We start from the raw sequence: 21,917 nt of genomic DNA on the forward strand, positions 1-21,917 counted from the left end.
GGTTTGTCTCGGACCACCCCGGCGCCCCTGGACGAACGGAAGGCCTAGAGGCGCTTGTTGAGGCGCCGCGCGAGGCTGTCGCCGCCGTACTGGATCAGCGCCACCAGCACCACCAGGACGATGATCACGGTGAGCATGACCTGGGTATCGAAGCGCTGGTAGCCGTAGCGATACGCCAGGTCGCCCAGGCCGCCGGCGCCGATGGCCCCGGCCATGGCCGAGGAGTTGATCATGGTCACCAGGGTGATGGTGAAGCCGCCGACGATGCCCGGCCGCGCCTCCGGCAACAGCACGTTCCAGACGATGTGACGCCGCTGGCAGCCCATGGCCTGGGCAGCCTCCACCAGGCCGAAGTCCACTTCCCGCAGGCTGACTTCAGCGATCCGCGCGAAGAACGGCGTGGCGGCGATGGTCAGCGGCACCACCGCGGCCCAGACCCCGTAGCTGGTGCCGACGATCAGCCGGGTGAAGGGAATCAGCGCCACCATCAGGATCAGGAACGGGATCGAGCGCAGCACGTTGACCACTGCCCCCAGGCCGCGATTCAGCGCACGCGCCTCGAAGATGCCTCCGGGGCCGGTGGTGACCAGGACCAACGCCAGCGGAATGCCCACCAGCAGGACGATCAGCGACGAGGCGCCGATCATCAGCAGGGTATCCAGGAAGCCCTGCAACAGGCGATCAAGCATGGGCGACATAACCCAGCACCTCCACGTGGTCGGCCAATTCGTACAAAGAGGCGGGTAGCGCCTCCGGGGCGCCGCCGATGCGCAGCAACAGGTGGCCCTGGGCATGCCCCTGGATGCGCTCCACCCCGCCATGCAGCAGGCTCACCGGCGCATCCAGGCTGCGGGCGATGGCCAGCAGGTCCGGCTCGCGGCGGCCGGCGCCGGTGAAGCGCAGTTGGACCAGCAGATCGCTGGGCTGGCCCGGCGGTTGCGCGTGCAGGCGATCGCGCAGGTCCTCCGGCAACCCCTCGCGATGCTGCCCCAGCAGGCTGCGGGTCACCGCATGGCGCGGGTCGCCGAACACCTGCCAGACCTCGCCCTGCTCCACCACCTGGCCACGTTCGAGCACCACTACGCGGTCGCAGATTTCGCGGATCACCGCCATCTCATGGGTGATCAACACGATGGTCAGGCCCAGGCGCCGGTTGATGTCGCGCAGCAGGGCGAGGATCGCCTGGGTGCTTTCCGGGTCCAGGGCCGAGGTGGCCTCGTCGCACAGCAGCACCTCCGGCTGATGCACCAGCGCCCGGGCGATGCCGACCCGCTGCTTCTGCCCGCCGGACAACTGCGCCGGATACATCCCGTGCTTGTCTTCCAGCCCCACCAGCGCCAGCAATTCCTCGACCCGCCGCTGGACGTGGGCCTTGTCCAGGCCGGCCACCTTCAGCGGCAGCGCCACGTTCTGCCAGACGGTCTTCGCCGACATCAGGTTGAAGTGCTGGAAGATCATCCCGATGCGCCGGCGCAGGCCGACCAGTTGCCGGTCGTCGAAGGTGCCGATGTCCTCGCCGTCGACCAGCACCTGGCCGCCGCTCGGCCGTTCCAGGCGGTTGAGGGTGCGGATCAGCGAGGACTTCCCGGCACCGCTGCGGCCGATGATGCCGAACACCTCACCGCGGCGGATCGACAGGTCGATGCCCTGCAACGCCTGCACGCTGCCGGCGTCGCTGACATAGCGCTTGTCCAGGCCGCGCAGGCGAATGTGTTCGGTCGCCGTCGCCTCGACGGACACCGGCGCGGCGACGGGCGGCCTGGCCGGGGCGAACCGCTCGGCGGCGGCCAACACGCGGGTCATGCCGTTCATTCCCAACCCGGTTGGTAGAGTTTGCCGTGGGCCTTGTCCAGCGCCGCGCGCACCTGCGGCGAGTGCTGGTAGATGTCGATGAAGCGGCGCAGCCGGCCGTCGTCCTGGTAATCGCTGCGGGTGACGAACTGGATGATGTATTCCTTGTTCTCGATGCCGTCGAACAGCAGCGCGCTTTCCGGGTCGATGGTGCCCGCCAGGCGGATGTAATGCGGGTAGCCTTGGGCCAGGTCGACGTCGTCCAGGGCGCGCACCAGTTGCACCGCCTCCAGCTCGATGATGTCGATGTGCTTGGGGTTGTCGAGGATGTCGTCCAGGGTGGCCTTGTAGCCAACCCCGGCCTTCAGGCGGATCAGCCCGGCCTTCTGCAGCAGTTGCAGGCCGCGCCCGCCATTGATCGGGTCGTTGGCAATGGCGACCTTGGCGCCGTCCGGCAGGTCGGCGATGCGCGTGTACTTCTTCGAATACAGCCCGACGTTGTTGATCACCCCCGGCGCGTAGGCCTTGAGGTCGAACCCGCCTTCACGTTTGGCGTTCTCCAGGAACGGCGTGTGCTGGAAGTAGTTCACGTCGATGTCGCCGTTGGCCAGGGTGATGTTCGGCGTGTTCCAGTCGCTGAACTCCACCAGTTCGACCTTCAGCCCTTGCTTGCCGGCCTCCTCCACCGCCACCTCCAGCGGCGGTGCGAAGGCCGCGGTGGTGCCGACCTTCAAGGGTTTGTCGTCGGCGGCGTGCAACGCCCCGGAAACCGCCAGCAAGACCCCGAGGGTCAGTGTTTTCGCGCGATTCAGCATCTTTCGCTCCCTAATGCGGAGTGGACGTGGGGAAAGGTGTCTGGAGACGCTCCAGTGGTCGTTGTCATCCCGCTTCAGGCCCGCAGGCGCTGGCCGGCGCGCCCGTGCCGCCAACTGGCGCCCACGTGTTCGGCCGGCAGGCGTGCGCGCCCGGCGCCGAACAATTTCTCCCGCAGGGTGCCCTCGGCATAGGCGGTCTTGTAGGAGCCCCGGCTCTGCAACTCGGGCACCACCAGGTCGATGAAGTCGGCGTAGCTTTCCGGCTCCACGGTGCGGGTCAGGTTGAAACCGTCCAGGCCGGTCTCGGCGATCCAGCTCTCCAATTCGTCGGCCACCTGCACCGGGTCGCCCACCAGGGTGATGTAGCGCCCGCCAAGGGCGAACTGGTCGAGCAGCTTGCGTACCGTGGAATCGGTCCGGGCCACGGTGAGGTTCTTCACCACCGACTCGATGGCATTGTTCTTCTCGTAGCGGATCGGCTCGTCGAGGCCATAGCGGGAGAAGTCGATGCCCGTGGTGCTGCTGAAATGCGCCAGGCCGGCCTCGGGGCTGGCGTGGCGGCAGTACTCGCGGTACTTCTCCTGGGCCTCCGCGGCGGTCGGCGCGACGATCACGCTGACGCCCATGAACACCTTGATCGCATCCGGGCCGCGGCCCTGTTCCAGGCTGGCGGCGCGGAAACGCTCGACCAGCTTGCGGGTGGCGTCCTTGGTCTGGCCGGAGACGAAGACACACTCGGCGTGCCGCGCGGCGAATTCCAGCCCGCGGTCCGAGGACCCGGCCTGGAACAGCAGCGGCGTGCGCTGCGCCGAGGGCTCGCAGAGGTGATAGCCCTCCACGTCGAAGAATTCGCCATGGTGCTCGATGCGGTGGACCTTGTCCGGCCGGGCATAGACCCGCGCCGCGCGGTCCGCGACGACCGCATCGTCCTCCCAACTGCCCTCCCAGAGCTTGTAGAGCACTTCCAGGTATTCGTCGGCGCGGTCGTAGCGCCGGTCGTGCTCGATCTGCCGCGTCTCGCCCATGGCCTTGGCGGTGCTCTCCAGGTAGCCGGTGACGATGTTCCAACCGACCCGTCCGTCGCTCAAATGGTCCAGGGTGGACATGCGCCGGGCGAACGGATACGGCGCCTCGTAGCTCAGGTTGGCGGTCAGGCCGAAGCCCAGGTGTTCGGTAACCTGGGCCATGGCCGAGACCAGCAGCAAAGGGTCGTTGACCGGCAGCTGGATCGCCTCCTTCAAGGTCACGTCGATGGACTGCTGGTAGACGTCGTAGACGCCGAGGATGTCGGCGAGGAAGAGCCCGTCGAACAGGCCGCGTTCGAGGAGCCGCGCCAGCTCCGTCCAATGTTTCAAGCTGCGGTAGTCCGTCGAGCGATCCCGCGGATGGGTCCAGAGCCCGTGGTTGATGTGGCCCACGCAGTTCATGCTGAACGCGTTGAAGAGCATCTGTTTCTTCGCCATCTCGGGCTCCTCAGAGCGTGCCGCGGCGCGGCGGCAGGCGGTCGTTCAGGTAGTAATCGCCGACCGCGTGGTACTTCCAGCGCACCGGATCGTGCAGCGTGTGGGTCCGCGCGTTGCGCCAGTGGCGGTCGAGGTTGAACTCGGCCAGGGTGCCGCGGCTGCCGGCGAGTTCCAGCAACTTGCTGCCGGCGCTGAGGGCGATCTCGGTGGTCAGGGCGCGGGCCTCGGCCACCGCGATGGAGGCGGCGGCCACCGACTCGGCGTGCGGATTCGCGGTGGCGGCGTCGAGGAACCGCCCGGCGCGCTCGAGCAGCGCTTCGGCGGCGTGCAGGCGGATGCTCAGGCGGCCGAACTCGTGGAGGGTCAGCGGATCCTCGCTGGCCTTGTCCACGCCCGAGTCGATCCACGGCCGCGAGCGTTCGCGGACGAAGGCCAGGGCGTCCTCATAGGCCGCCCGGGCGATGCCGGCGTCGATGGCAGCGTGCAGGATCTGCGCGAAGGGGCCGACCGTGGTGGGTCGGTCGAAGGCGCTCTGGAAGGGCACCACGTCCTCGGCGGCCACCGCCACGTCCTCGAACAGCACCGAGCCGCTGCCGGTGGTGCGCTGGCCGAAGCCGCTCCAGTCGTCGATGATTTCCAGCCCCGGTGCGTTGCGCGGGATGTAGGCGAATTGCTGGACCCCGTCGTCGTCGATCACCGAGGTGGGGATGCGTTGCGCGTAGAGGGCACCGGTCGCATAGAACTTGCGCCCCTTGACCCGGTAGCCGTCACCCTCGCGGGTCAGCCGGGTGGTGCGGTCGCTGGCGGTGCGCGTGCCGATTTCCGCCAGCGCGTTGCCGAAACGCTGGCCGGCCAGCACCTCGGCGTACAGCCGGCGCTTCTGCGCTTCGCTGCCGTTCACCCGCAACACTTCCAGGGCATAGAAATGGTTCTGCGGGATTTGCCCGAGGGAGCTGTCGGCGGCGCTGATGATCGCCACCACCTGCGCCAGGGTCACCCGGGAAACGTCGGCGCCGCCGTAGTCGCGGGGCACCACGATGCCCCACAGGCCGCTGCGGCTGAACGCCTCCAGCTCGGCATGGGGCAGGCGCCGCTCGCGGTCGCGCGCCGCGGCGCCTTCGCGGAAATCCGCGGCCAGGGCGTGGGCGACGGCCAGCGCCTCGGCGTCGTCGCGAATCACCGCGACCCCGTCGAAGGGTTGGTCAAGGGGGGTCAAGGGGTGTGCAAGGCTCATCCTGAGAGCTCCTCAAATCCAGGAATGCCGCGCCGGACGCGCGCCATTCAGGTGATAGTTGCCGACCGCGTGGTACTTCCAGCGCACCGGGTCGTGCAGGGTGTGTACGCGGGCATTGCGCCAATGCCGGTCCAGGTTGAACTCGGCCAGGGTCGCGCGGCTGCCGGCCAGCTCGAAGAGCTTTTCGCTGGCCGCCAGGCTGATCTCGGTGGTCAGGACCTTGGCCTCCGCCACCACGATGGAGGCGCGGGCGGCGGCGTCGGCATCCACCGGCGCGGCGGCGATTTCGTCCAGGGTCCGCGCGGCTTTTTCCAACAGCGCGTTGGCGGCATGCAGTTCGATCTTCAGCCGGCCCACCTCGGCGATGGTGTAGAGCTCGTCGGCGGCGCGCTCGACGCCGGCGTCCACCCAGGGGCGACTGCGCTCGCGCACGAACGCGATGGTATCCTCCACCGCCGCCTCGGCGATGCCGGCGTCGATGGCCGCCTGGATCAGTTGGGACACGGCGCCCTGGATGCTCGGGATTTCCGCGAGCAGGCCGTTGTGGATCAGCATGTCCGCGGCCACCGGCACCTGGTCCAGCAGCACGGTGCCGCTGGCGGTGGTGCGCTGGCCGAAGCCGGACCAGTCGTCGACGATGCGCAGGCCGGGGGCGCCGCGCTCGACGAACGCCATCACCGCGCGGCCTTGCTCGTCGAGGGCCTTCACCGCCACCCAATGGGCGAACAAGGCGCCCGTGGAGTAGAACTTCTCGCCGCTCACCCGGTAGCCGTCGGCGCTTTTCACCACCCGCGCCTTCATGTCCAGGGTGTGTTTGGTGTTGCGTTCGGGGCCGGCGTTGCCCAGCCGGCGTCCGCCGAGCACGCCGCCGAACAGCACACGCTTCTGCGCATCGCTGGCGACGTTGTCGATCACGTTGAGCATGCCGAACTGATTCTGCGGGATCTGTCCCAGCGCCGGATCGGCGGCGCAGATCACCCGGAACACCTCGGCCAGGGTGACGTAGGACACCTGGGCGCCGCCGTAGGCGCGCGGTACGCAGATGCCCCCCAGCCCCAGCACGGTGAAATGCTCCAGCTCGCGCCACGGCAACTTGCGCTCGCGATCGCGCAGGGCCGCCTCTTCCCGGGCCAGTTTCGCCACCTCGTGAGCGGCATGAATGGCCTGGGCATCGTTCTCGATCAGCTTCGCCGGCAGTAACCGGGGCGCCTGATCACGAAAATCCTTGGGTTCGGTTTCGTTGTGCATGAATTGGACGACCTTTGATATGAAAACGCCTCGTACGGCACTCCAGCCGCGAGGCGGATACCGGCTCCCTACGGGCCGGCTCCCGTTGTCGACAGGATGTCGAGGCACGCATCCATGCGCCGGCCCCGACCTCAGCGGAACGGCCGCCGCCCCGCTCCCACACCTTCCGCACCCGCGGACGGATAGGCTTCGCAAGAAGCGACGTGGCATGTGTCCGCGTCGAGCGGAATGGGCGGTTCGCTAAACGCGACGGCATCCACTGTTCCCAACTGCATTGCGCTCCGGCCGTTGCCGGATCGATGGGAAGCCTATTGCACAAGCCATGCCGTAAAAAAATATTCTTTTAAATCAACGTCTTAATATTAAAGAGCAACAGTGTTCGGCGGCCATGGGTGGGATCGGCCGGTTAACTGTTGCTGGAGAGACAGTCGCATCCCCAAGAAAGGCGTCAGGCCGCCGTGGCGCCGGGTTTACCGGCGCCAGGCCTCTGGACAGGGGATGTCAGGGGTGTTGCTGGAGCAGCAGTCGATCAGCACATCGTCTCTGGACCAGCGCTCGACGCCAGGATCGCGCGAGCGGCCGGGCTACGCTCGAGGATTCAGCTCGCGCCCGCGTCCAGGTGATTCTGCAGGTTGGCCTGGGTGACGTTGCTACCGGCCGGCACGCTGCGGGTCAGCCAGACGTTGCCGCCGATGGTGGAACCCTGGCCGATGGTCACGCGCCCGAGGATGGTGGCGCCGGCATAGATCACCACGTCGTCCTCGACGATCGGGTGGCGCGGCTGGCCCTTTTGCAGATTGCCCGACTCGTCTTCCGGGAAACGCTTGGCGCCGAGGGTGACCGCCTGATAGATGCGCACCCGGTCGCCGATGATCGCGGTCTCGCCGATGACCACGCCCGTGCCGTGATCGATGAAGAAGCAGGTGCCGATACGCGCACCGGGATGGATATCGATGCCCGTGGCCGAATGGGCGATCTCGGCGATGATCCGCGCCAGCAGCGGCAGGCCGGCTCGATACAGATGATGGGCGATGCGGTGGTGGATCACCGCGAGGATGCCGGGGTAACAGAGCAGCACTTCGTCGACGCTGCGGGCCGCCGGATCGCCCTTGTAGGCGGCCAGTACGTCCTTGTCGAGCAGGCGGCGCAGGGCGGGCAGCGCCATCGCGAAGTCCTGCACCAAGGCGCGGGCCGTCTCTTCGCGCTCGCCCTCCTCACCCTGCAGCCGCGCGCTATAACGCAGTTCCTGGCGAACCTGATGGAGCAAGGCATTGAGGGCGGCGTCCAGGGTATGGCCCACGTAGAAATCCTCGCCCTCGGCGCGCAGGTCGTTGGGCCCGAGGCGCATGGGAAAAAGCGCGCCGCTCAAGGCTTCGACGATCTGCCCGACCGCTCTGCGCGAAGGCAACTCGCGGGAGCGCTGGTCCAGGTTGCGGCTGTGGCTGGCCCGCCAATCGGCGCGCGCCTCGCGCAATTCGCCGACGATGCGCCCGAGTTGCCAGTCGACCGCGGTCGCCGGGGCGGTTAAGGAAGAAGGCTGATCGAAAGAACGACTCATGGGAGGGGCACCGGTGCTCGAACAATGGAAATGCGCGCCGGCTGCGCCAGCGCAACGCCTGGCGGCCAAGGCTGCTGGATAACAGCCTATTAATGAAACACTTTTTCTAGAGTTTTTTGATATGAGACTAGAACGAGATGCAAGGTTGGCCTGCCGTGATGAGCCTGCACGCGCTCGCTTTCTGGAGAGACGACCGAAACACCAGGGGTCGGTGCTCGGTTGCGCTTGGGGATGTTCGGCAAGGTATCGCGTGCGGCGAGGAATGACTGAAAACCGGATGTCGGGCTCCCTTCGTTTCCGCCCGCCTCGATCTAGTAGAGACGCGGGCCGAACAGGCACTTGAACAGGTCGATATCCGGCTTGCCGCGATGGCTGACTTGGCGGAACGGCTGGTCGGGCTGGGTGATGGCCCACCACAACGAGCAGTCTCCCTCCCATTGGAACCGCTCGAAGATGGAGGGGACCGCGCCCGGCGTCAGGCTCAGCCAGCTCCCCAACGCCTCCAGTTGCAGCAGGAAGGCGTCCGGGTCGAGTCCTTCGTGGAGCACCCGGGGCAAGGCCTTGGCCAGGTCGGCGAGGCGCGCGCAGAGCCCCGCTTGATCAGTGGCCTGCGCGGCACTCAGGGGGGCCAGCGCCACCAGGGGAAAATAACGCCCGACGCGGTCGACGCTGGGGATCAACGCCCCGCACAGGGCCTGCTCGTCCCACTGGCCGGGTGGCAGGACGAAACACCAGGCGGGCGCGATGAGGTAATGCTGCAACCAGTCGGCTTCGGTCTGCTGCAAGGTGCCCAGGCCTTCTTGCAGCCAGTGGTCCACCAAGGCCACCTGGGCGCGCGGCAGACCGCGCACGACGAAGTCGCCGACCGCGGGCATCTTGCCGTAGAAGCCGAAACGCGGCGTCGCTGCCAGCTCGCCGAGGAGGTTGAATTCCTCTTCCATCAGATCCGGCTCGGGCAGGAGAAGCTGGCCAGTTCGCCCAGGCGGAACGGGTTCTGCACGCTGCTGGCGGTGACCTCCAGCACGACTTTCTTACCCTGGACCATCAGCGTCGAGACGAATTTTTCCGGCCCGGAAACGTTGCGGCTCTCGCCCTCGTCGAACAGCCGCATCAGGGCCCAGGGACCGGTCTTCACCAGATAGGCGCTGGGCGCCGACGAATCGGCCAGTTCCAGGCGCACCTGGTTGCTGCCCCGCGGCCCCGGCCAAGTCACCCGCTGCGGAATCTGCGGGCCGTGGGCATAACGGAAAATCTGCCCATCGAAATCGAACGTCAGCTGGGTGATGGAGGCGTCCATTTCCAACACGCGGAATTCGAAGGACAGCTCGGGCGTGCGCCCGCCCGAGGGGAAGAACACATCGCGGATGCGCGCCGCCTTCTGGAAGGAAGTCAGGGGCACCTGGACCCCGCCTGGCTGGCGGAGCACCCAGGTGGAGCCCGACATGTCGGTCATCGCCGCCAGGTGGTCGCGATAGAACTGTTCCATCATGCCCCCGGGCGCGAACAGCCGGGAGAAGTCGGCCAGGGTGACATCCTGGTTGGAAGAGCGCTGGAAGGGATAACGGCCGCGGATCGCCTTGCGGCAGAACGCCCCCACCGAACTGTCCAGTTCGCCGCCCAGGGTACGGCGTACGCTGCCTACCGCTTGGGAAGTGCTGGAGTCGGCCAGTGCTTCGAGCATGGTCCGCAGCGGCATCGGCAGATGCGCCGCCTCGGCGCGGATGCGGGTCAGCGCCTCGGTCTGGGGGACATTCAATTGCGCCGAGGTCCCGCCGCTGCGCAGGGCCACGTCGGTGCTCGACAGGCTCATGTACATGTCGTTGAACATGCGCAACACGGTCTGGATCGGCACCGTGCCGCCGTCGGCGGTGACCAGTCGGCGGATCGGCTCGAAGCGGTCGTCGACGATGCGCTCGAGCTGCTCGACGCTCCCCTCGCGGCGGGTCAGGTTGGATGGGCCGAACACCCGTTCCAGATCGGCGGCGGCGCTCTTCACCCGATTGGCGGCTTGGCCGGCCAGGGAATACTGCTCGTTGGGCTTGGCCTCGGCGCGCAGCAGCGTGGTCTCCCGGGCGACCGAGCGCAGGAATTGGGCGATGGGCGAATCCGGCGCCGACAGAATGCGCGCGGTCTCGATGCTTTGCGCCATGGACTGGCTTTCGATCAGGCGGATATCGCCCAGGTATTCCTCCCAAAGCCGCACGTACTCGTGCAGGTACAGGCGCTTGATGTCGCGCTGGGTGGTGCCCTCCACGAGGTTTTCCGCTTGCTGCTGCACCGGCTGCGCGACGCGGCCGAGCACCCAGTTCTCCTCGCTTTCCAGCATCCCGAGGATGGAGCGGGTCTCCGGCAGGAATACCTTGTGGTAGCCGTTATAGGTGAACAGTCCGGGTATGCCGTCGGTCAGCGGTTTGCCGCTGGCGCGGGTGAAGACCAGCGAGGATTGCGGGCCGCCCGCCTCGGCCACGGTGAAGTCGGAGAGGCTGCCGTCCATGAGGCGGCGCTTCAGGCGGCTGTAGGCACGATGGGCCAGGGAGAAGCTGGCCAACTGCTCGCGCTTCTGCTTGACCAGTTCCTCGTCCAGGGGATACGGCGAAACCACCGGATGATCGCCCAGCAGGTTGTGCAGGTGGGCGAAGAGCTGCTCACGCTGATCGCGGGACACCGATGGCGGCAGGCTGCGTTCCCACTCGAGCTGGATGAAGGCTTCCAGGGCGCCGGCGTCGTAGCGCTTCGGATCGTTGAGCATCAGGTAGGCCTTGAGCACCTCATAGGACAATTCGAGGTTGTCCTCCGGCGTGGTGCGCAGCAGGTATTCCATGCGCCGCACGATGCGCGGCAACAGCGCCTGCTCCAGCGCGGAGCGATAGGTTTCCTGGGCTACCGCATCCAGCTTGCCCCCCTGGTAGAGGCCATAGGTGTAGTTCAGCGGCGGCTCGCTGGCCGGGAAGTCCGGTCCGGCCGCCAGGCCGTTGAGGTCGTTGAGCACCGGCACCAGCTCCAGCAGGCTGTCGCCCTCGGACTTGGCCAGCCCTTGCAACTTGCCCTGAACCTTGGCGGTGCGCGTATCCACCAGGTCGATATAGCGGGTGTTGTTGTGGAAGCTGAGCGCCCAGGCGCCGATGGCGGCCAGCAGCAGCAACGCCACGGCGCTGTGGCCGGCGATGCTGAGCAGGCGCTCGCGACGTTCGGCGCGGCGGTTGCGTCCGGCCAGGTGGGCCTCGGGGAAGATCACCTTGCGCAACAGGTCCTGGAGGAAAAAGCTCTTGCCGGTGGACGGCGAGGATTGCAACGCCACCCGCGCGTCGTAGCCGAGGCTGCGGCCGAGCACGCCGAGCACGCGGTCGAAGGGGGTGCCTTCCTGGGTGCCGCTGGTGAAGTAGACCCCCCGCAGCATCGCGGTCTGGGCGAAACGGTTCTCGGCGAACACGTCCTGCATCAGTTGGCTGAGCAAGGGTTTCAGGTTGGTGAAGTGCTGCGGCAAGGCGTAGGCGCGGGCCCGGCGCCCGGTGTCGTGCTCTTCGAGCATCAGGTCGGGCAGGCCCTCGAAGAGGCGCCGCGACAGCAGGTCCATTTCCTCTTCCAACTGTTTGCCCAGGGCTTTGCCGTCGAGCACGGCATCGGGCTGGTAAGGCAGCGTCAGGCCCCAGACCTGGGTCCGCTCTTCCTTGCTCAGACCGGCGAAATACTCGTTGAAGCCGCCGAGCAGGTCGGCCTTGGTCACCAGCACGTAGACCGGGAAGGCGATACCCAGGGACTCGTACAACTCGTTGAGACGGGCGCGCAGCCGCGCGGCATGCCGGGCACGGTCCTCTTCGCTGGCCGCGAGCAGGTCCGATACCGACACCGTGAGGATCGCGCCGTTGAGGGGCTGGCGGGGGCGGAATTTTTTCAGCAGGCGGAGGAAGCCTTCCCATTCGGCCTTGTCCGCCGAGGCATCGCTCTCGTGGGTGGTGTAACGGCCCGCGGTGTCCAGCAGGACCGTTTCATCGGAGAACCACCAGTCGCAGTTCCGCGTGCCGCCGACACCCTTGATGCTTTCCTTGCCGAACTCGTCCGCCAGGGGAAAGCGCAGCCCGCTGTTCACCAGGGCGGTGGTCTTGCCCGAGCCCGGTGCGCCAATGAACACGTACCAAGGAATCTGATAGACGTACTTCTGCCGCACGCGCGCCCACCAGCCCTGCTCCTGGCTGCCGAAGCGCACCTTCTTCAGCTTCAGCAGAGCCTGCTCGAAGTTGTTGTGCAGCTCTTCGAGGGCTGCGTCGGACGGGCCCGCCGGGGTCTTGGCGCTGCGCATGCCGGCGATGGCGTTGAGCAGCATGCCGTTGACCCGGCGACTTCTCCAGTAATGCACCAGGATGCGCAAGGCGATCAGCAACAGGATCGCGCCCATCAACCATAGGCGCGCCGGAATCGGCTCCAGCGGACGCCAGTCGGCGAAGGCGAACAGCGGGCCCAGGTACCAGATGGCCAGCATCAACGCGGCGATGCCCAGTGCGATGAACACGTAGCGGTTGAACAGCAAGGAGAAAAGCCAGCGCATTATCGAATCTCTTTCTGCAGATCGGCGGGGGACGCGAACACCGTGATCTCGACCCGCCTGTTCAGCGCGCGATTCGCTGCCGACGCGTTGGGCACCACCGGCTCGGAGGACCCGCGCCCCTGGGTGGTCACCCGTCCACTCGTATCGATGAATTTCTCCAGCAAGGCGGAGACCGTGGTCGCCCGCTCCATCGACAGGTGCCAGTTGGAGGGGAAGCGCACGGTGCGGATGGGCACGTCGTCGCTGTGCCCGGTGACCAGCACCTTGCCGTGGGTTTCGTTGATCGCCTCGGCGATCCGCTGCAGGATCGGGTAGTAGCGCGAACGGACCGAGGCACTACCGGAATCGAACAGGCCGTCGCCGAGAATGGTGACCGTGCTCTGTTCGGAGGTTTCCTTGACCGAGACCAGGCCCGCGCGGATTTCCGGCTCGAGGAAGCGCGCGAAACGTACGGGTGGCGCGGTATTGCGCTCCACCACCGGCGCCTCGGGCAGCTTCAGCCCGTTGATCGCGGCGAACGTCTTGTCGGAACGGTCCGACAGGTAGAAGGCGATGACCATGTAGATGGCGGTGCCGAGAAGCAAGCCGAGGATGGTGGAAACCCACACCGGCATGACCCGCCAGACCTTCGGCAGCTCGTTGGTGACGCCTTCCCAGTGCGGGGAAAGTGCCTTGAAACGGTCGCCCTTGGCATCGCGGATGATTTCCGCGAGGCGCCGACGCAGGGTCTCCAGCTGGCTCTGGCCATTGCTGATGATCCGGTAGCGTCCCTCGAAACCCAGGGAAATGCAGTAGTACATCAACTCCAGCAGGTCGCGATGCTGCATCGGCGACTGCGCCAGCTTGGCGAGCAACTGGAAGAACTTCTCGCCGCCCCAGGTCTCGTTATGGAAGGTCACCAGCAGGCTGTGGCGCGACCATACGCCGGAGCCACCCCAGGGGGTCTGCGCCGCGGTTTCGTCCAGCACCGTGCACAGGCAATAGCGCGCGGCGATCAGGTGCTCCTGGGAGATTCCCTCGAATTTCGCCCGCGCCTCGAAGTTGCGGACTTCCTGGGTGAGGAAGTCCCGCAGGCGCGCGGGCTCGGAGTTATGCACCAGCGTGCGGATCTGGTAGATCAGGTTGAGCAACGGGTTCGCCGCCGCCACCAGCGGATTGCTCCCCGAATGCACTTCGGGAAGATCGAACTCCGGCGCCCGGCTCCGCTCGTGGGTGCCCGCGTTACCGGGGCTCTCGCCACCCGGATTGGGCATCACGAACGTGCGGTCTTTGCCGGCGTTGAAGGGATCTAGTTCAGCCATGGCTTAAGCACTGCAAAATAGGAAACCGCTGATCAGCGGCGAATGGCCCAGCACTCGAGTTCGAGTTCGGGGAAATCGCCTGCCACGTGAAGCGCCAACGCGCCGGAAACCTGTAGCTGTTTCCAGAGATCGGTCGACGTATCCATCTCGAAATAGTGATACCCGGCGTGGTACGGAATCTGCCGCGGGGCGATCGGCAAGGAACGCAGCCCGACCCCTGGCAAGTGCAGGTTGACCAGGTCGCGAATCTTGTCCACCGGGCCGATTTTCACCTGGCTCGGGAAGTGCGAGCGCAGCGCTTCGGGCGCCATGCTGGAATGCACCGCGAGGACGAATTGCGCGTTACGCAGCAGCTCGCCATCCTTGACCTGACCCACGCGAACACCGTAGTTGCGGTCGAGCAGCTCGATCTGCACCGCGTTCTGCTCCAGCACCGACGACAGCGCCTTGCGCAGCTCGATCATCAGCGGCGGCAGGCAACCTTGCAGGTTGTCGTGATCGTATTTCGGCCAGTTGCCGGGGCGCCGCGATTGCTCGGTAAAGGTGGCCAGCTCGCCCGCCACCTGCACCAGGGTGCTGTAGAGGCGCTCGGGGTGGATCACCGACGACGCCATCATATGGGCGAATAGCGGCTGCACGCGGTTGAGCACCTGCAGGAGCAGGAACTCGCCGACTTCCGAGACCCCGCCGCGACCGGGCTGGCTCAGGCGCTCGGCCAGAACCTCGGCACGCTGGTTGGCGAGACCGTGCAGTTCGTTGAGCATCGACAGCAGGTTGGGGCTGGCATGGCAGACCACCACCGGCGGGATGTGCTGGGTGTCCAGCACCAGTTGCCGATCGCTGCGGCACTCCAGCACCCGCGCCACGCCGACGCCCAGCCAGGCGTCGGAGAGATCCTTCTCGAGGACCAGGCGAAGCCTAGGTGCAGCCAGTTGCAATTCCGCCGCCTCGCCCGCCACGGAGTTGGCATCGCTGACCGTCGAGTCCTCGACGCTGTAGCGTGCCAGCGAAGTGGGGCTGTCCTCAAAAGTCACTTCCTCGGTGCCTGGACGCTTCATCGGCAGCGCCAGGTAGATGCGCTGATCGATAGCGCCTTCGGTGAAATGCAGGGGTTCCGGGCATTCGCACTGCAACGGGAAGCTGAACGGCGTGCCGTCGGGCAGCAACCCTTCGGCTTCGAGCAGGGACAACTTGCCTACCGCCAGCGCCGCCAGATCGAACTTGAGCGAACGGAATCCCCAGAAGTACGGCTCCGCCGCCAACCCGCGCAGATGGGCGAAAAACTCCAGGTAACGCTCTTGCTGCTGGAAGTGTTGGGGGCGCAGGAACATCCCCTCCGCCCACACAACCTTCTGATAAGAATCCATCAAGCCATCCCTAGTTACTGATCGTGTTGAACCGGAGGCCCATCAATCCCGGCTTGGAAGCGAAAGGGTAACGGAGCGCTCGTCGAGCTTGGCGGAATAATCGAGAGTGCGGTCGCCCCAGCGCATGAATTCAGGCAATTCGAACCAGGGTTCGCGTGGTGCCGGGATATCGATGGCCGCACGCCAGGTGCTGGCTTCGAGATCGCGGTAGCCGACCAGTACGCCCAGTGCCCGTCCATCGTTCTCGACACTGTACTCGTGTACCTGGGTCTCGCCGGGATGCACCACGAAGGACTCGCGGAATAACAGGTCGCCGCCGAGGGCCTCCTGTTCGCGATCGGTGAGCGTGAAGTAATCGATGGAAGAAAACACCGCCGATTGTCGCAAACGGAAGAGCCTGACCACCACGGGCGAAGGCCTTCCGTTCATGTCGGGGTTCAACGAGTCCGTCGCGGTGAACGTCACGCGGATGGCGGTGGGTTCCACCTGCTTGGGCGTCGAGGAACAGCCTGCCAGCAAGCCCATTAACGCAAGCGCGCCTGCACCGCACAGCATGCTCCGGCCGGAGCTGAATCCTTTCCAAAAACGGGGTAATGGGCTCATGGCGTGTTTCGGCATTCCTGACCGGAAAAAGGGAGGAGTATTATCGACATCACAATGCTATCTATCCGATATCCAATTCGCATTACAGACATGCGGGCGAAGAAATATTTCCACTGGAACGCAGCACCGCCCCAGCGCTAACCATTGCTGAGACTGGCAGTCTTCATGCTGGAAGCGGCCCAGGGCACCGTGACGTCGTTGGGCGAACCCACCCAAACCGCCAGCGCGCTGTAGTTGTCCTGCCCGGGGGAACTGCGCTCCACGATCAGCCGCTCCATGCGCACCAGCCATTCTTCGGCGGCGCTGGCATACATCAGCTCGTCGAGCATTTCCGATTCGAGCACCACCTCCCAGAACCCGTCGGTGCAGATCAGGAAGGCGTCACCCTCCTCCACTTCGAACGGCACGTCGAGCGCCGCGGGTGGCACGTCCTCGCCCATGCCCAGGGCCGCGAACAGCAGGTTGCGCTCGGAATGCCCGCGCACTCGGCTCTCGCTGAGCATGCCGGCATCGACGAAGTTCTGCACGATGCTGTGGTCCTTGGTCAACTGGCGACAGCCGCGTCGACGGAAATGGTAGAGCCGGGTATCGCCCAGATGGATCCACTGCGCCTGGCGGGCATTGCCATTCAGGAACAACGCGGTCACGGTGGCGCTCATCTGCCGCAGGCTGCCGGTCAGACCTTGGCCATAACGGATGGCCGAGTCGGCCTGGGCAATCAGGCTTTCGATGTTTTCGCGGGTCAAGATCGGCCTGGCGGAAAACGCACTGAGCAGCGTGCGCACCGCCGTTTCCGACGCCACGTCCCCGCCTCCGTGGCCACCCGCGCCGTCGCACACGACGAAGCAGGCCCCGCCCTCCGATGTCCAGTATCCGCAGGCATCTTCGTTGTGTTCCCGGCGTCCTTGCCGCGAAAGTGTCGCGAATTCGACACGCGGCCCTTCGACGGCGACATATACGCTCATTCCTCTCTCCCGGCGTAAATTCGCTCGATCTCCTGCTCGTAGGCACGTGCGAAAGCGTTTTCGAACAGGGCCTCGAATTCTTCGCGCGCCTCTCCGGCAATTTCGGTGAAACCGTTTTCGTAAAGCTCCCAGAGCTTGGCCTTGCGCATCGCCGGAACCAGCGTCTGCAACAAGGTTTCCTCGCCCAGGCGTTTTTGCAAACGATCCGGGCTGAAGCGCCCGACCACATCGTACATAGCGCTTCGCGCCCCGGCCAACAAGCCCACCTGATGTGCGGACAAGTCATCGAAGGCATCCTCGACCGCCCGCAAGGGTTCCATGAACCCGGGGAAGCGATGCCCCAACAACTGGGAAATAGCGGACTGCCCGTCCGGGGCGAACTTGAGGGGATTGTTGCCGGCCGTGGCGATGATGGTCACGTTCGCGCGCATCTCGTGCTTGGTCGCCGAACGCGCATGGATCAAGCGGATCGTTCCGGCGGTCATGCTGGCGAAGATCTTCCCCAGCGTCTCCATGAAGGCCGGCGTCAACTCCGGCAATGCGCCCTCGGGAATCCCGCAACCCCTGGCGAAAGCGGCGCGCAAGCTGGCTTCCTCGCCCGAAGAGCTCACTGGCGCCGCGGCAAGGGGAGCAGCGGGAGCCGTAGCGTTTTCGGGAAGTCCGGAGCGCGGCGGAGCGTAGGCAGCGGTCGGGTTGGCCGTTGGACGGGGCCTGGAGGCCGCAGCCTCCGGTTGCTCCACCGCGGTGGCCAGCAAGGCCGCGAAAGGATCGTTGGCATCCAGAGCGGGCGAGCCGGAAGGCGCACCGCCGGACATGCTCGGCGAATCCGTGGCATTGCCCAGGGAAATACCATCGATGGACAGTTCGGCCGGCTCCCCCAGCGACGCCGGAATATGCGCCTGCTTGGCCTCCTGCAGAATGGCCGGGGTGTGGAACAACGAATCCACTTCCAGACCATGGTCCAAGGAGAAGCTTTCACCGGAGCCCGTGGGCTCGAGCAGGTCGGCCGTCGACGAACCGAACATGGCCAGGGGGTCGACCTTGTTGGCCGACACGTCGAGCATCTTCTCCCGATAGACCGCTTCCCCGAGGGGTTCGGGCAGCTCGGAGGCGCCACTGAGGGGCAAGTCATCGATGACCGCGCGCGCCAGTCCTTGAGGATCCTCGAAATCGGCGAGCGAGATTTCGCCGATGGATGAAGACTCCGTCGGCTTGGCAGGCACGGCGAACACATCGAAATCTTCCGGAATCACCGCCATGGGCGCCGAAGGCGCATAGGCGTTCGCCGGCTGCGCGAAGAAAGGATCGGCCGCTGCAGCGAACCCCTGGGTCGCCTGGATCGGATTGAGCGCCAGCAGGTAGCGTCCGACCAGCATGCGGTCCGTGCCTTTCATGGCGCCGGAGCAGCCAGGCTGCACTTCGGTGTCGTTGATGAGAATCAAGCTGTTGCTGCTTATATTGGCAACGGTCGCCGAGCCGCCCCTGTCGAGGCGGATCCTGGCCTGAAAGCGCGAAATCAGGCGATCGGGATCATCCAGCACGAGGTCATTCGTGGGGCTTCGCCCGACCGTCAGCTCTTCCTTGTCGAAGGATCGACTGAGTGGTACGTCTGGGGCCTCTCCGTTATAAGACAGGACCACCAGCTCCATCTTGGCCGCCGGCATTCATACTCTCCCTAGGATGCAGAACCACGAAGAACCCACGCTGGGTCGGGCAAGGAGACCGCCCATGCGTTCGGAGGTTCAATCGGGAACAGTCAATTTTCGTCGTTTCCTGTAAGGTGGCCTATCAGAAAACGACTAGAAATGTGGAACTCTCGACATATTCCAGAGGTCCCTTTGCAGGCAAACAGCCATCAAAAACGATGCCTCGTTCACAGAGCGACACAATAACCACTATGCCAGGCGGTTCAAATGGCCAAAACGAGACTCTCCGCTCAAATGTGCATGCCAATTTGAATTAAATTGGGCTTGCCATTTTTCTTTCTCACTTAAACGGTAAGTGTTGTCTGCATGGATGCCACCGTGAATCCGCGATCCCAGCTCGTCATGAACGCCGAAACCGCTTTGCGCAGCGATCTGCCCCCGGCTGGAGCGCTGCCCGCAGGCACGCGTCTGCACGAATTCAATCTGCTCGCCACCCTTGGCGAAGGCGGATTCAGCATCGTCTACGCTGCGCACGACACCCAACTGCACCGCGATGTGGCGATCAAGGAGTACATGCCGGCAGCCTTCGCCAGCCGCGTCGACGGCACCCAGGTGAAGCTTCGCTCGGAGCGCCACCGAGCCACGTTCGAGGCCGGCCTGCGCAGCTTCATCGACGAGGCGCGCCTGCTCGCCCAGTTCAAGCATCGCGCGCTGGTGGAAGTCCTGCGTTTCTGGGAAGAAAACGGCACCGCCTACATGGCCATGCCCCGCTACTCCGGTCGGACCATGCGCCACGTCCTCAAGGAGTACGACGTACAGTGCGACGAACGCTGGTTGCGGAGCATCTTCGCCCCCATCCTCGACGTTCTCGAGCTGCTGCATACCCACAACATCTTCCACCGCGACATCGCCCCGGACAACATCCTGATCCAGGACGACGGTATGCCGGTCCTGCTGGACCTGGGCTCCGCGCGTCGCGTACTCGGTGACATGCAGCACGCGCTGACGGTGGTGGTGAAGCCCGGCTATGCGCCCATCGAGCAGTACGCGGAAGATCTGGCCGTTCCCCAGGGCCCCTGGACCGACATCTATGCGGTGGGCGCCGTCCTTTATTACGCCGTCACCGGCAACGCACCGGTCGCCTCCGTCTCGCGGATGATGAAGGATACGCTGGAGCCTTTGTCCGGTACGCCTCGCCCGGGCTTCTCCCGGGAGTTCCTGGCCGCGATCGACCACACCTTGGCGCTGCAGCCGGGCGCCCGTCCGCAATCGATTGCCGCCCTCCGGGCGTTGCTCGGCATGAACACCGTGACCTGGACCGCAACGCCGCTGGGCAGCATGAACCAGAAAGCGGCAGCGACCGCTCCGCAACATATCGATGAAGCGAAGACGGTGATCCTGTCCTCCGAGGAAATGGCCCAACTGGCCTCCCGCTTCATCAACCTGGACAAGCCGTCCTCCCGTGACACGACGGTCGCCCAACCGCGCATCGAGCTGCCCGACCCGTTCCTGGATCAGAAGAAAGCTCAGGCGCCGAGCAGCAACAGCTTCCCGGAAATGGAAGAAATGCTGGCCGGCGATCGTTCACACAAGGCCGGCCACGTAGCCGTGCCGGGCGCCCAGAAATCCGCTCCGCAGACCCCGACCGCTGCCGAAGCGACACAAGCCAAGCCCATTCCGCCTGCTAAGAAAGAGTCCTCGTCCAAGGCCATGTGGCTTGGCCTGACCGCTATCGCCGCGCTCGCGGCCATAGGCGCTGGGGGCTGGTTGATGCTTCGCCCGAGCCAACCTGAGGCGACGTCTGTAGAAACCGTGCAGCCCGACACGCTCAAGCCTGCCGCGGAAGCGCCGAAACAAGCCGAACCGGCCATTCGTGCGCCTGTCGAGACTGCATCGACCTCCCGTACCGAAGCGGCCGGCGCAAGCGATCCGGCGCCGAGACAGCCCCTCGTCGAGGCGGCGCCCACGCTTGCGCCCGCCACCCCGCCGGTCTCGCCCATGAGCGAGGGTCTGAACGTAGAAGACGCGCCGCGTATCAGCCTGGACAGCACCCGCGAGGCGCCCGCGCAAACTCCCAGCGCCGATTCCGCGCCCAAGGCCACCCAATCGGAAGCTGCCTCCGCGCCAAACGCCGCGACACCAGGGTCACAAGCCTCGCCTACGCCCAATGCTCGCTCCGAGACGCCTGCCCGGGAAGCCGTGGCGCCCGTGAAAAAGACCGAAAAACCCAAGGCCACACCCGCGGTCGTGGCAACGGCCACCCTGGCCCTGAACGTCAAGCCCTGGGGCGAGGTCTGGGTGGACGGCCAACAGCGTGGGGTCAGCCCTCCGATCAAGACGCTCGATCTCGAGCCGGGTACCCATACCATCGAACTGCGCAACCCTGGCCTGCCGGCGTGGAGCAAGCGCCTGACGGTCAAGGAAGGTACGCCGCTCACGCTCGAACATGACTTCAAGGCGCCGGCTGCCGGAAGCGTGCGTACAGCGGAAGCCGCCAAGGAAACGCCCCGTGAAGCCGCGCCCAAGCCAGTCGCGAAGCCTGCGAGCGTGCCTGCCGCCGAGCAGAAGCCCGCGCCCGTCAAACCCAGTCAGCCGACCCGCGACAACGCGCCGCGTGCTTCCCTGGGCGAAGTGAGCAAGGGTGTCGTCGCCTTCAGCATTCATCCGTGGGGCGAGATCTGGATCGACGGGCAGAAACGCGGCGTCAGCCCGCCGCTGCACGACCTCAGGTTGCCGGAAGGAACCTATTCGGTCGAGTTGCGCAACCCGAGCTTCCCCAGCTTCAAGCAGAAGATCAGTGTCGGCGCCGATCAGCGGCTCAACCTGGAACACCGTTTCGAGTGAGCCGTGGTTGCCCTTGCGCAACGGCGGTTCCGCATCACCACTCAAGCGCTTATAGATAGAGAGTTATCAACCGACCATGAGCATTCAACAAAAACTCGCTACTCCGCTCCTGCTGCTGACGCTTTCCGTGGGGCTCGCGGGCTGCAATACCACTCCGCCGAAGCCCGTCCAGCCGCCCCTCACGGAGGCTCAGAAAGCTCAGAAGGCCATCGAGGACAAAGGCCATACCGTATTGGAAGACGGAATTTCGCTCTACCAGAACGGCTACTACTCGCAGGCCGAAGCCAAATTCCTGTCCCCCGATGTATGGGCGGCGGGTGATGCCACTCGCGTTCAGGCCCTGAAGTACCTCGCGTTCACCTATTGCGTCAGCGAGCGCAAGGTCCAGTGCCGCCAAGCGTTCGAGCGGGCCTTGCAGATCAATCCTGCCTTCACCCTGGACGCCGCGGAAAGCAGCCATCCGTTGTGGGGACCCGAGTTCAAGATCGCCAAATCGACCGTCAAGTAAAAAAGTGTTTTCAACCCTAGGCCAGAGGTTT

At 65.4% G+C, this 21,917-nt stretch carries 16 protein-coding genes; 2 read left to right on the plus strand and 14 right to left on the minus strand.

The features are described from left to right. Positions 1 to 44: 44 nt before the first annotated feature. The 14 genes from OGL92_RS10030 to tagH all read right to left on the minus strand — a co-directional run bounded on the left by OGL92_RS10030 (position 45) and on the right by tagH (position 18,552). A complete protein-coding gene (locus OGL92_RS10030) occupies positions 45 to 698 on the minus strand; it encodes a methionine ABC transporter permease (protein ID WP_263143394.1) in 654 nt (217 codons plus the stop codon). Further along, positions 682 to 1,803: an ATP-binding cassette domain-containing protein gene (locus OGL92_RS10035; RefSeq protein WP_263143395.1), complete on the minus strand. Its 1,122-nt coding sequence runs from the start codon at positions 1,801 to 1,803 to the stop codon at positions 682 to 684. The genes OGL92_RS10030 and OGL92_RS10035 overlap by 17 nt, the downstream gene beginning before the upstream one ends. Before the next feature lie 5 nt (positions 1,804 to 1,808). After that, positions 1,809 to 2,606, minus strand: a complete 798-nt coding sequence (locus OGL92_RS10040) for a MetQ/NlpA family ABC transporter substrate-binding protein (RefSeq protein ID WP_263143396.1) — start codon at positions 2,604 to 2,606, stop codon at positions 1,809 to 1,811. Positions 2,607 to 2,680: 74 nt separating this feature from the next. Then, a complete protein-coding gene (locus OGL92_RS10045) occupies positions 2,681 to 4,069 on the minus strand; it encodes an LLM class flavin-dependent oxidoreductase (RefSeq protein WP_263143397.1) in 1,389 nt (462 codons plus the stop codon). A gap of 10 nt (positions 4,070 to 4,079) precedes the next feature. Beyond that, complete coding sequence (locus tag OGL92_RS10050; RefSeq protein WP_263143398.1) at positions 4,080 to 5,303, minus strand: SfnB family sulfur acquisition oxidoreductase; 1,224 nt, start codon at positions 5,301 to 5,303, stop codon at positions 4,080 to 4,082. 12 nt (positions 5,304 to 5,315) lie between these two features. Then, positions 5,316 to 6,551, minus strand: a complete 1,236-nt coding sequence (locus OGL92_RS10055; RefSeq protein ID WP_263143399.1) for an SfnB family sulfur acquisition oxidoreductase — start codon at positions 6,549 to 6,551, stop codon at positions 5,316 to 5,318. 598 nt (positions 6,552 to 7,149) lie between these two features. Next, a complete protein-coding gene (gene epsC / locus OGL92_RS10060) occupies positions 7,150 to 8,109 on the minus strand; it encodes a serine O-acetyltransferase EpsC (RefSeq protein ID WP_263143400.1) in 960 nt (319 codons plus the stop codon). Positions 8,110 to 8,420: 311 nt separating this feature from the next. Next, positions 8,421 to 9,050, minus strand: a complete 630-nt coding sequence (gene tagF / locus OGL92_RS10065) for a type VI secretion system-associated protein TagF (RefSeq protein WP_263143401.1) — start codon at positions 9,048 to 9,050, stop codon at positions 8,421 to 8,423. After that, entirely contained in the window at positions 9,050 to 12,652 is a 3,603-nt protein-coding gene (gene tssM / locus OGL92_RS10070) for a type VI secretion system membrane subunit TssM (RefSeq protein WP_263143402.1), read from the minus strand. Before tssM ends, tagF begins: the two co-directional genes overlap by 1 nt. After that, a complete protein-coding gene (locus OGL92_RS10075; protein WP_263143403.1) occupies positions 12,652 to 13,953 on the minus strand; it encodes a DotU family type VI secretion system protein in 1,302 nt (433 codons plus the stop codon). The genes tssM and OGL92_RS10075 overlap by 1 nt, the downstream gene beginning before the upstream one ends. A 32-nt stretch (positions 13,954 to 13,985) precedes the next feature. Next, positions 13,986 to 15,320, minus strand: a complete 1,335-nt coding sequence (gene tssK / locus OGL92_RS10080; protein WP_263143404.1) for a type VI secretion system baseplate subunit TssK — start codon at positions 15,318 to 15,320, stop codon at positions 13,986 to 13,988. 42 nt (positions 15,321 to 15,362) lie between these two features. Beyond that, positions 15,363 to 15,923 carry a type VI secretion system lipoprotein TssJ gene (gene tssJ / locus OGL92_RS10085; protein ID WP_263143405.1) on the minus strand — a complete coding sequence of 187 codons (561 nt, stop codon included), beginning with the start codon at positions 15,921 to 15,923 and terminating at the stop codon, positions 15,363 to 15,365. 137 nt (positions 15,924 to 16,060) lie between these two features. Next, entirely contained in the window at positions 16,061 to 16,888 is an 828-nt protein-coding gene (locus OGL92_RS10090) for a PP2C family serine/threonine-protein phosphatase (RefSeq protein ID WP_263143406.1), read from the minus strand. Further along, entirely contained in the window at positions 16,885 to 18,552 is a 1,668-nt protein-coding gene (gene tagH / locus OGL92_RS10095) for a type VI secretion system-associated FHA domain protein TagH (protein WP_263143407.1), read from the minus strand. Before tagH ends, OGL92_RS10090 begins: the two co-directional genes overlap by 4 nt. A gap of 348 nt (positions 18,553 to 18,900) precedes the next feature. Between tagH and OGL92_RS10100 the strand changes: the two genes are divergently transcribed. Beyond that, positions 18,901 to 21,378, plus strand: a complete 2,478-nt coding sequence (locus tag OGL92_RS10100; RefSeq protein WP_263143408.1) for a serine/threonine protein kinase — start codon at positions 18,901 to 18,903, stop codon at positions 21,376 to 21,378. 76 nt (positions 21,379 to 21,454) lie between these two features. Next, a complete protein-coding gene (locus tag OGL92_RS10105; protein ID WP_263143409.1) occupies positions 21,455 to 21,886 on the plus strand; it encodes a TssQ family T6SS-associated lipoprotein in 432 nt (143 codons plus the stop codon). Positions 21,887 to 21,917: the final 31 nt, after the last annotated feature.

Source organism: Pseudomonas sp. RIT-PI-AD (assembly GCF_025642785.1).
GTDB lineage: Bacteria > Pseudomonadota > Gammaproteobacteria > Pseudomonadales > Pseudomonadaceae > Pseudomonas_T.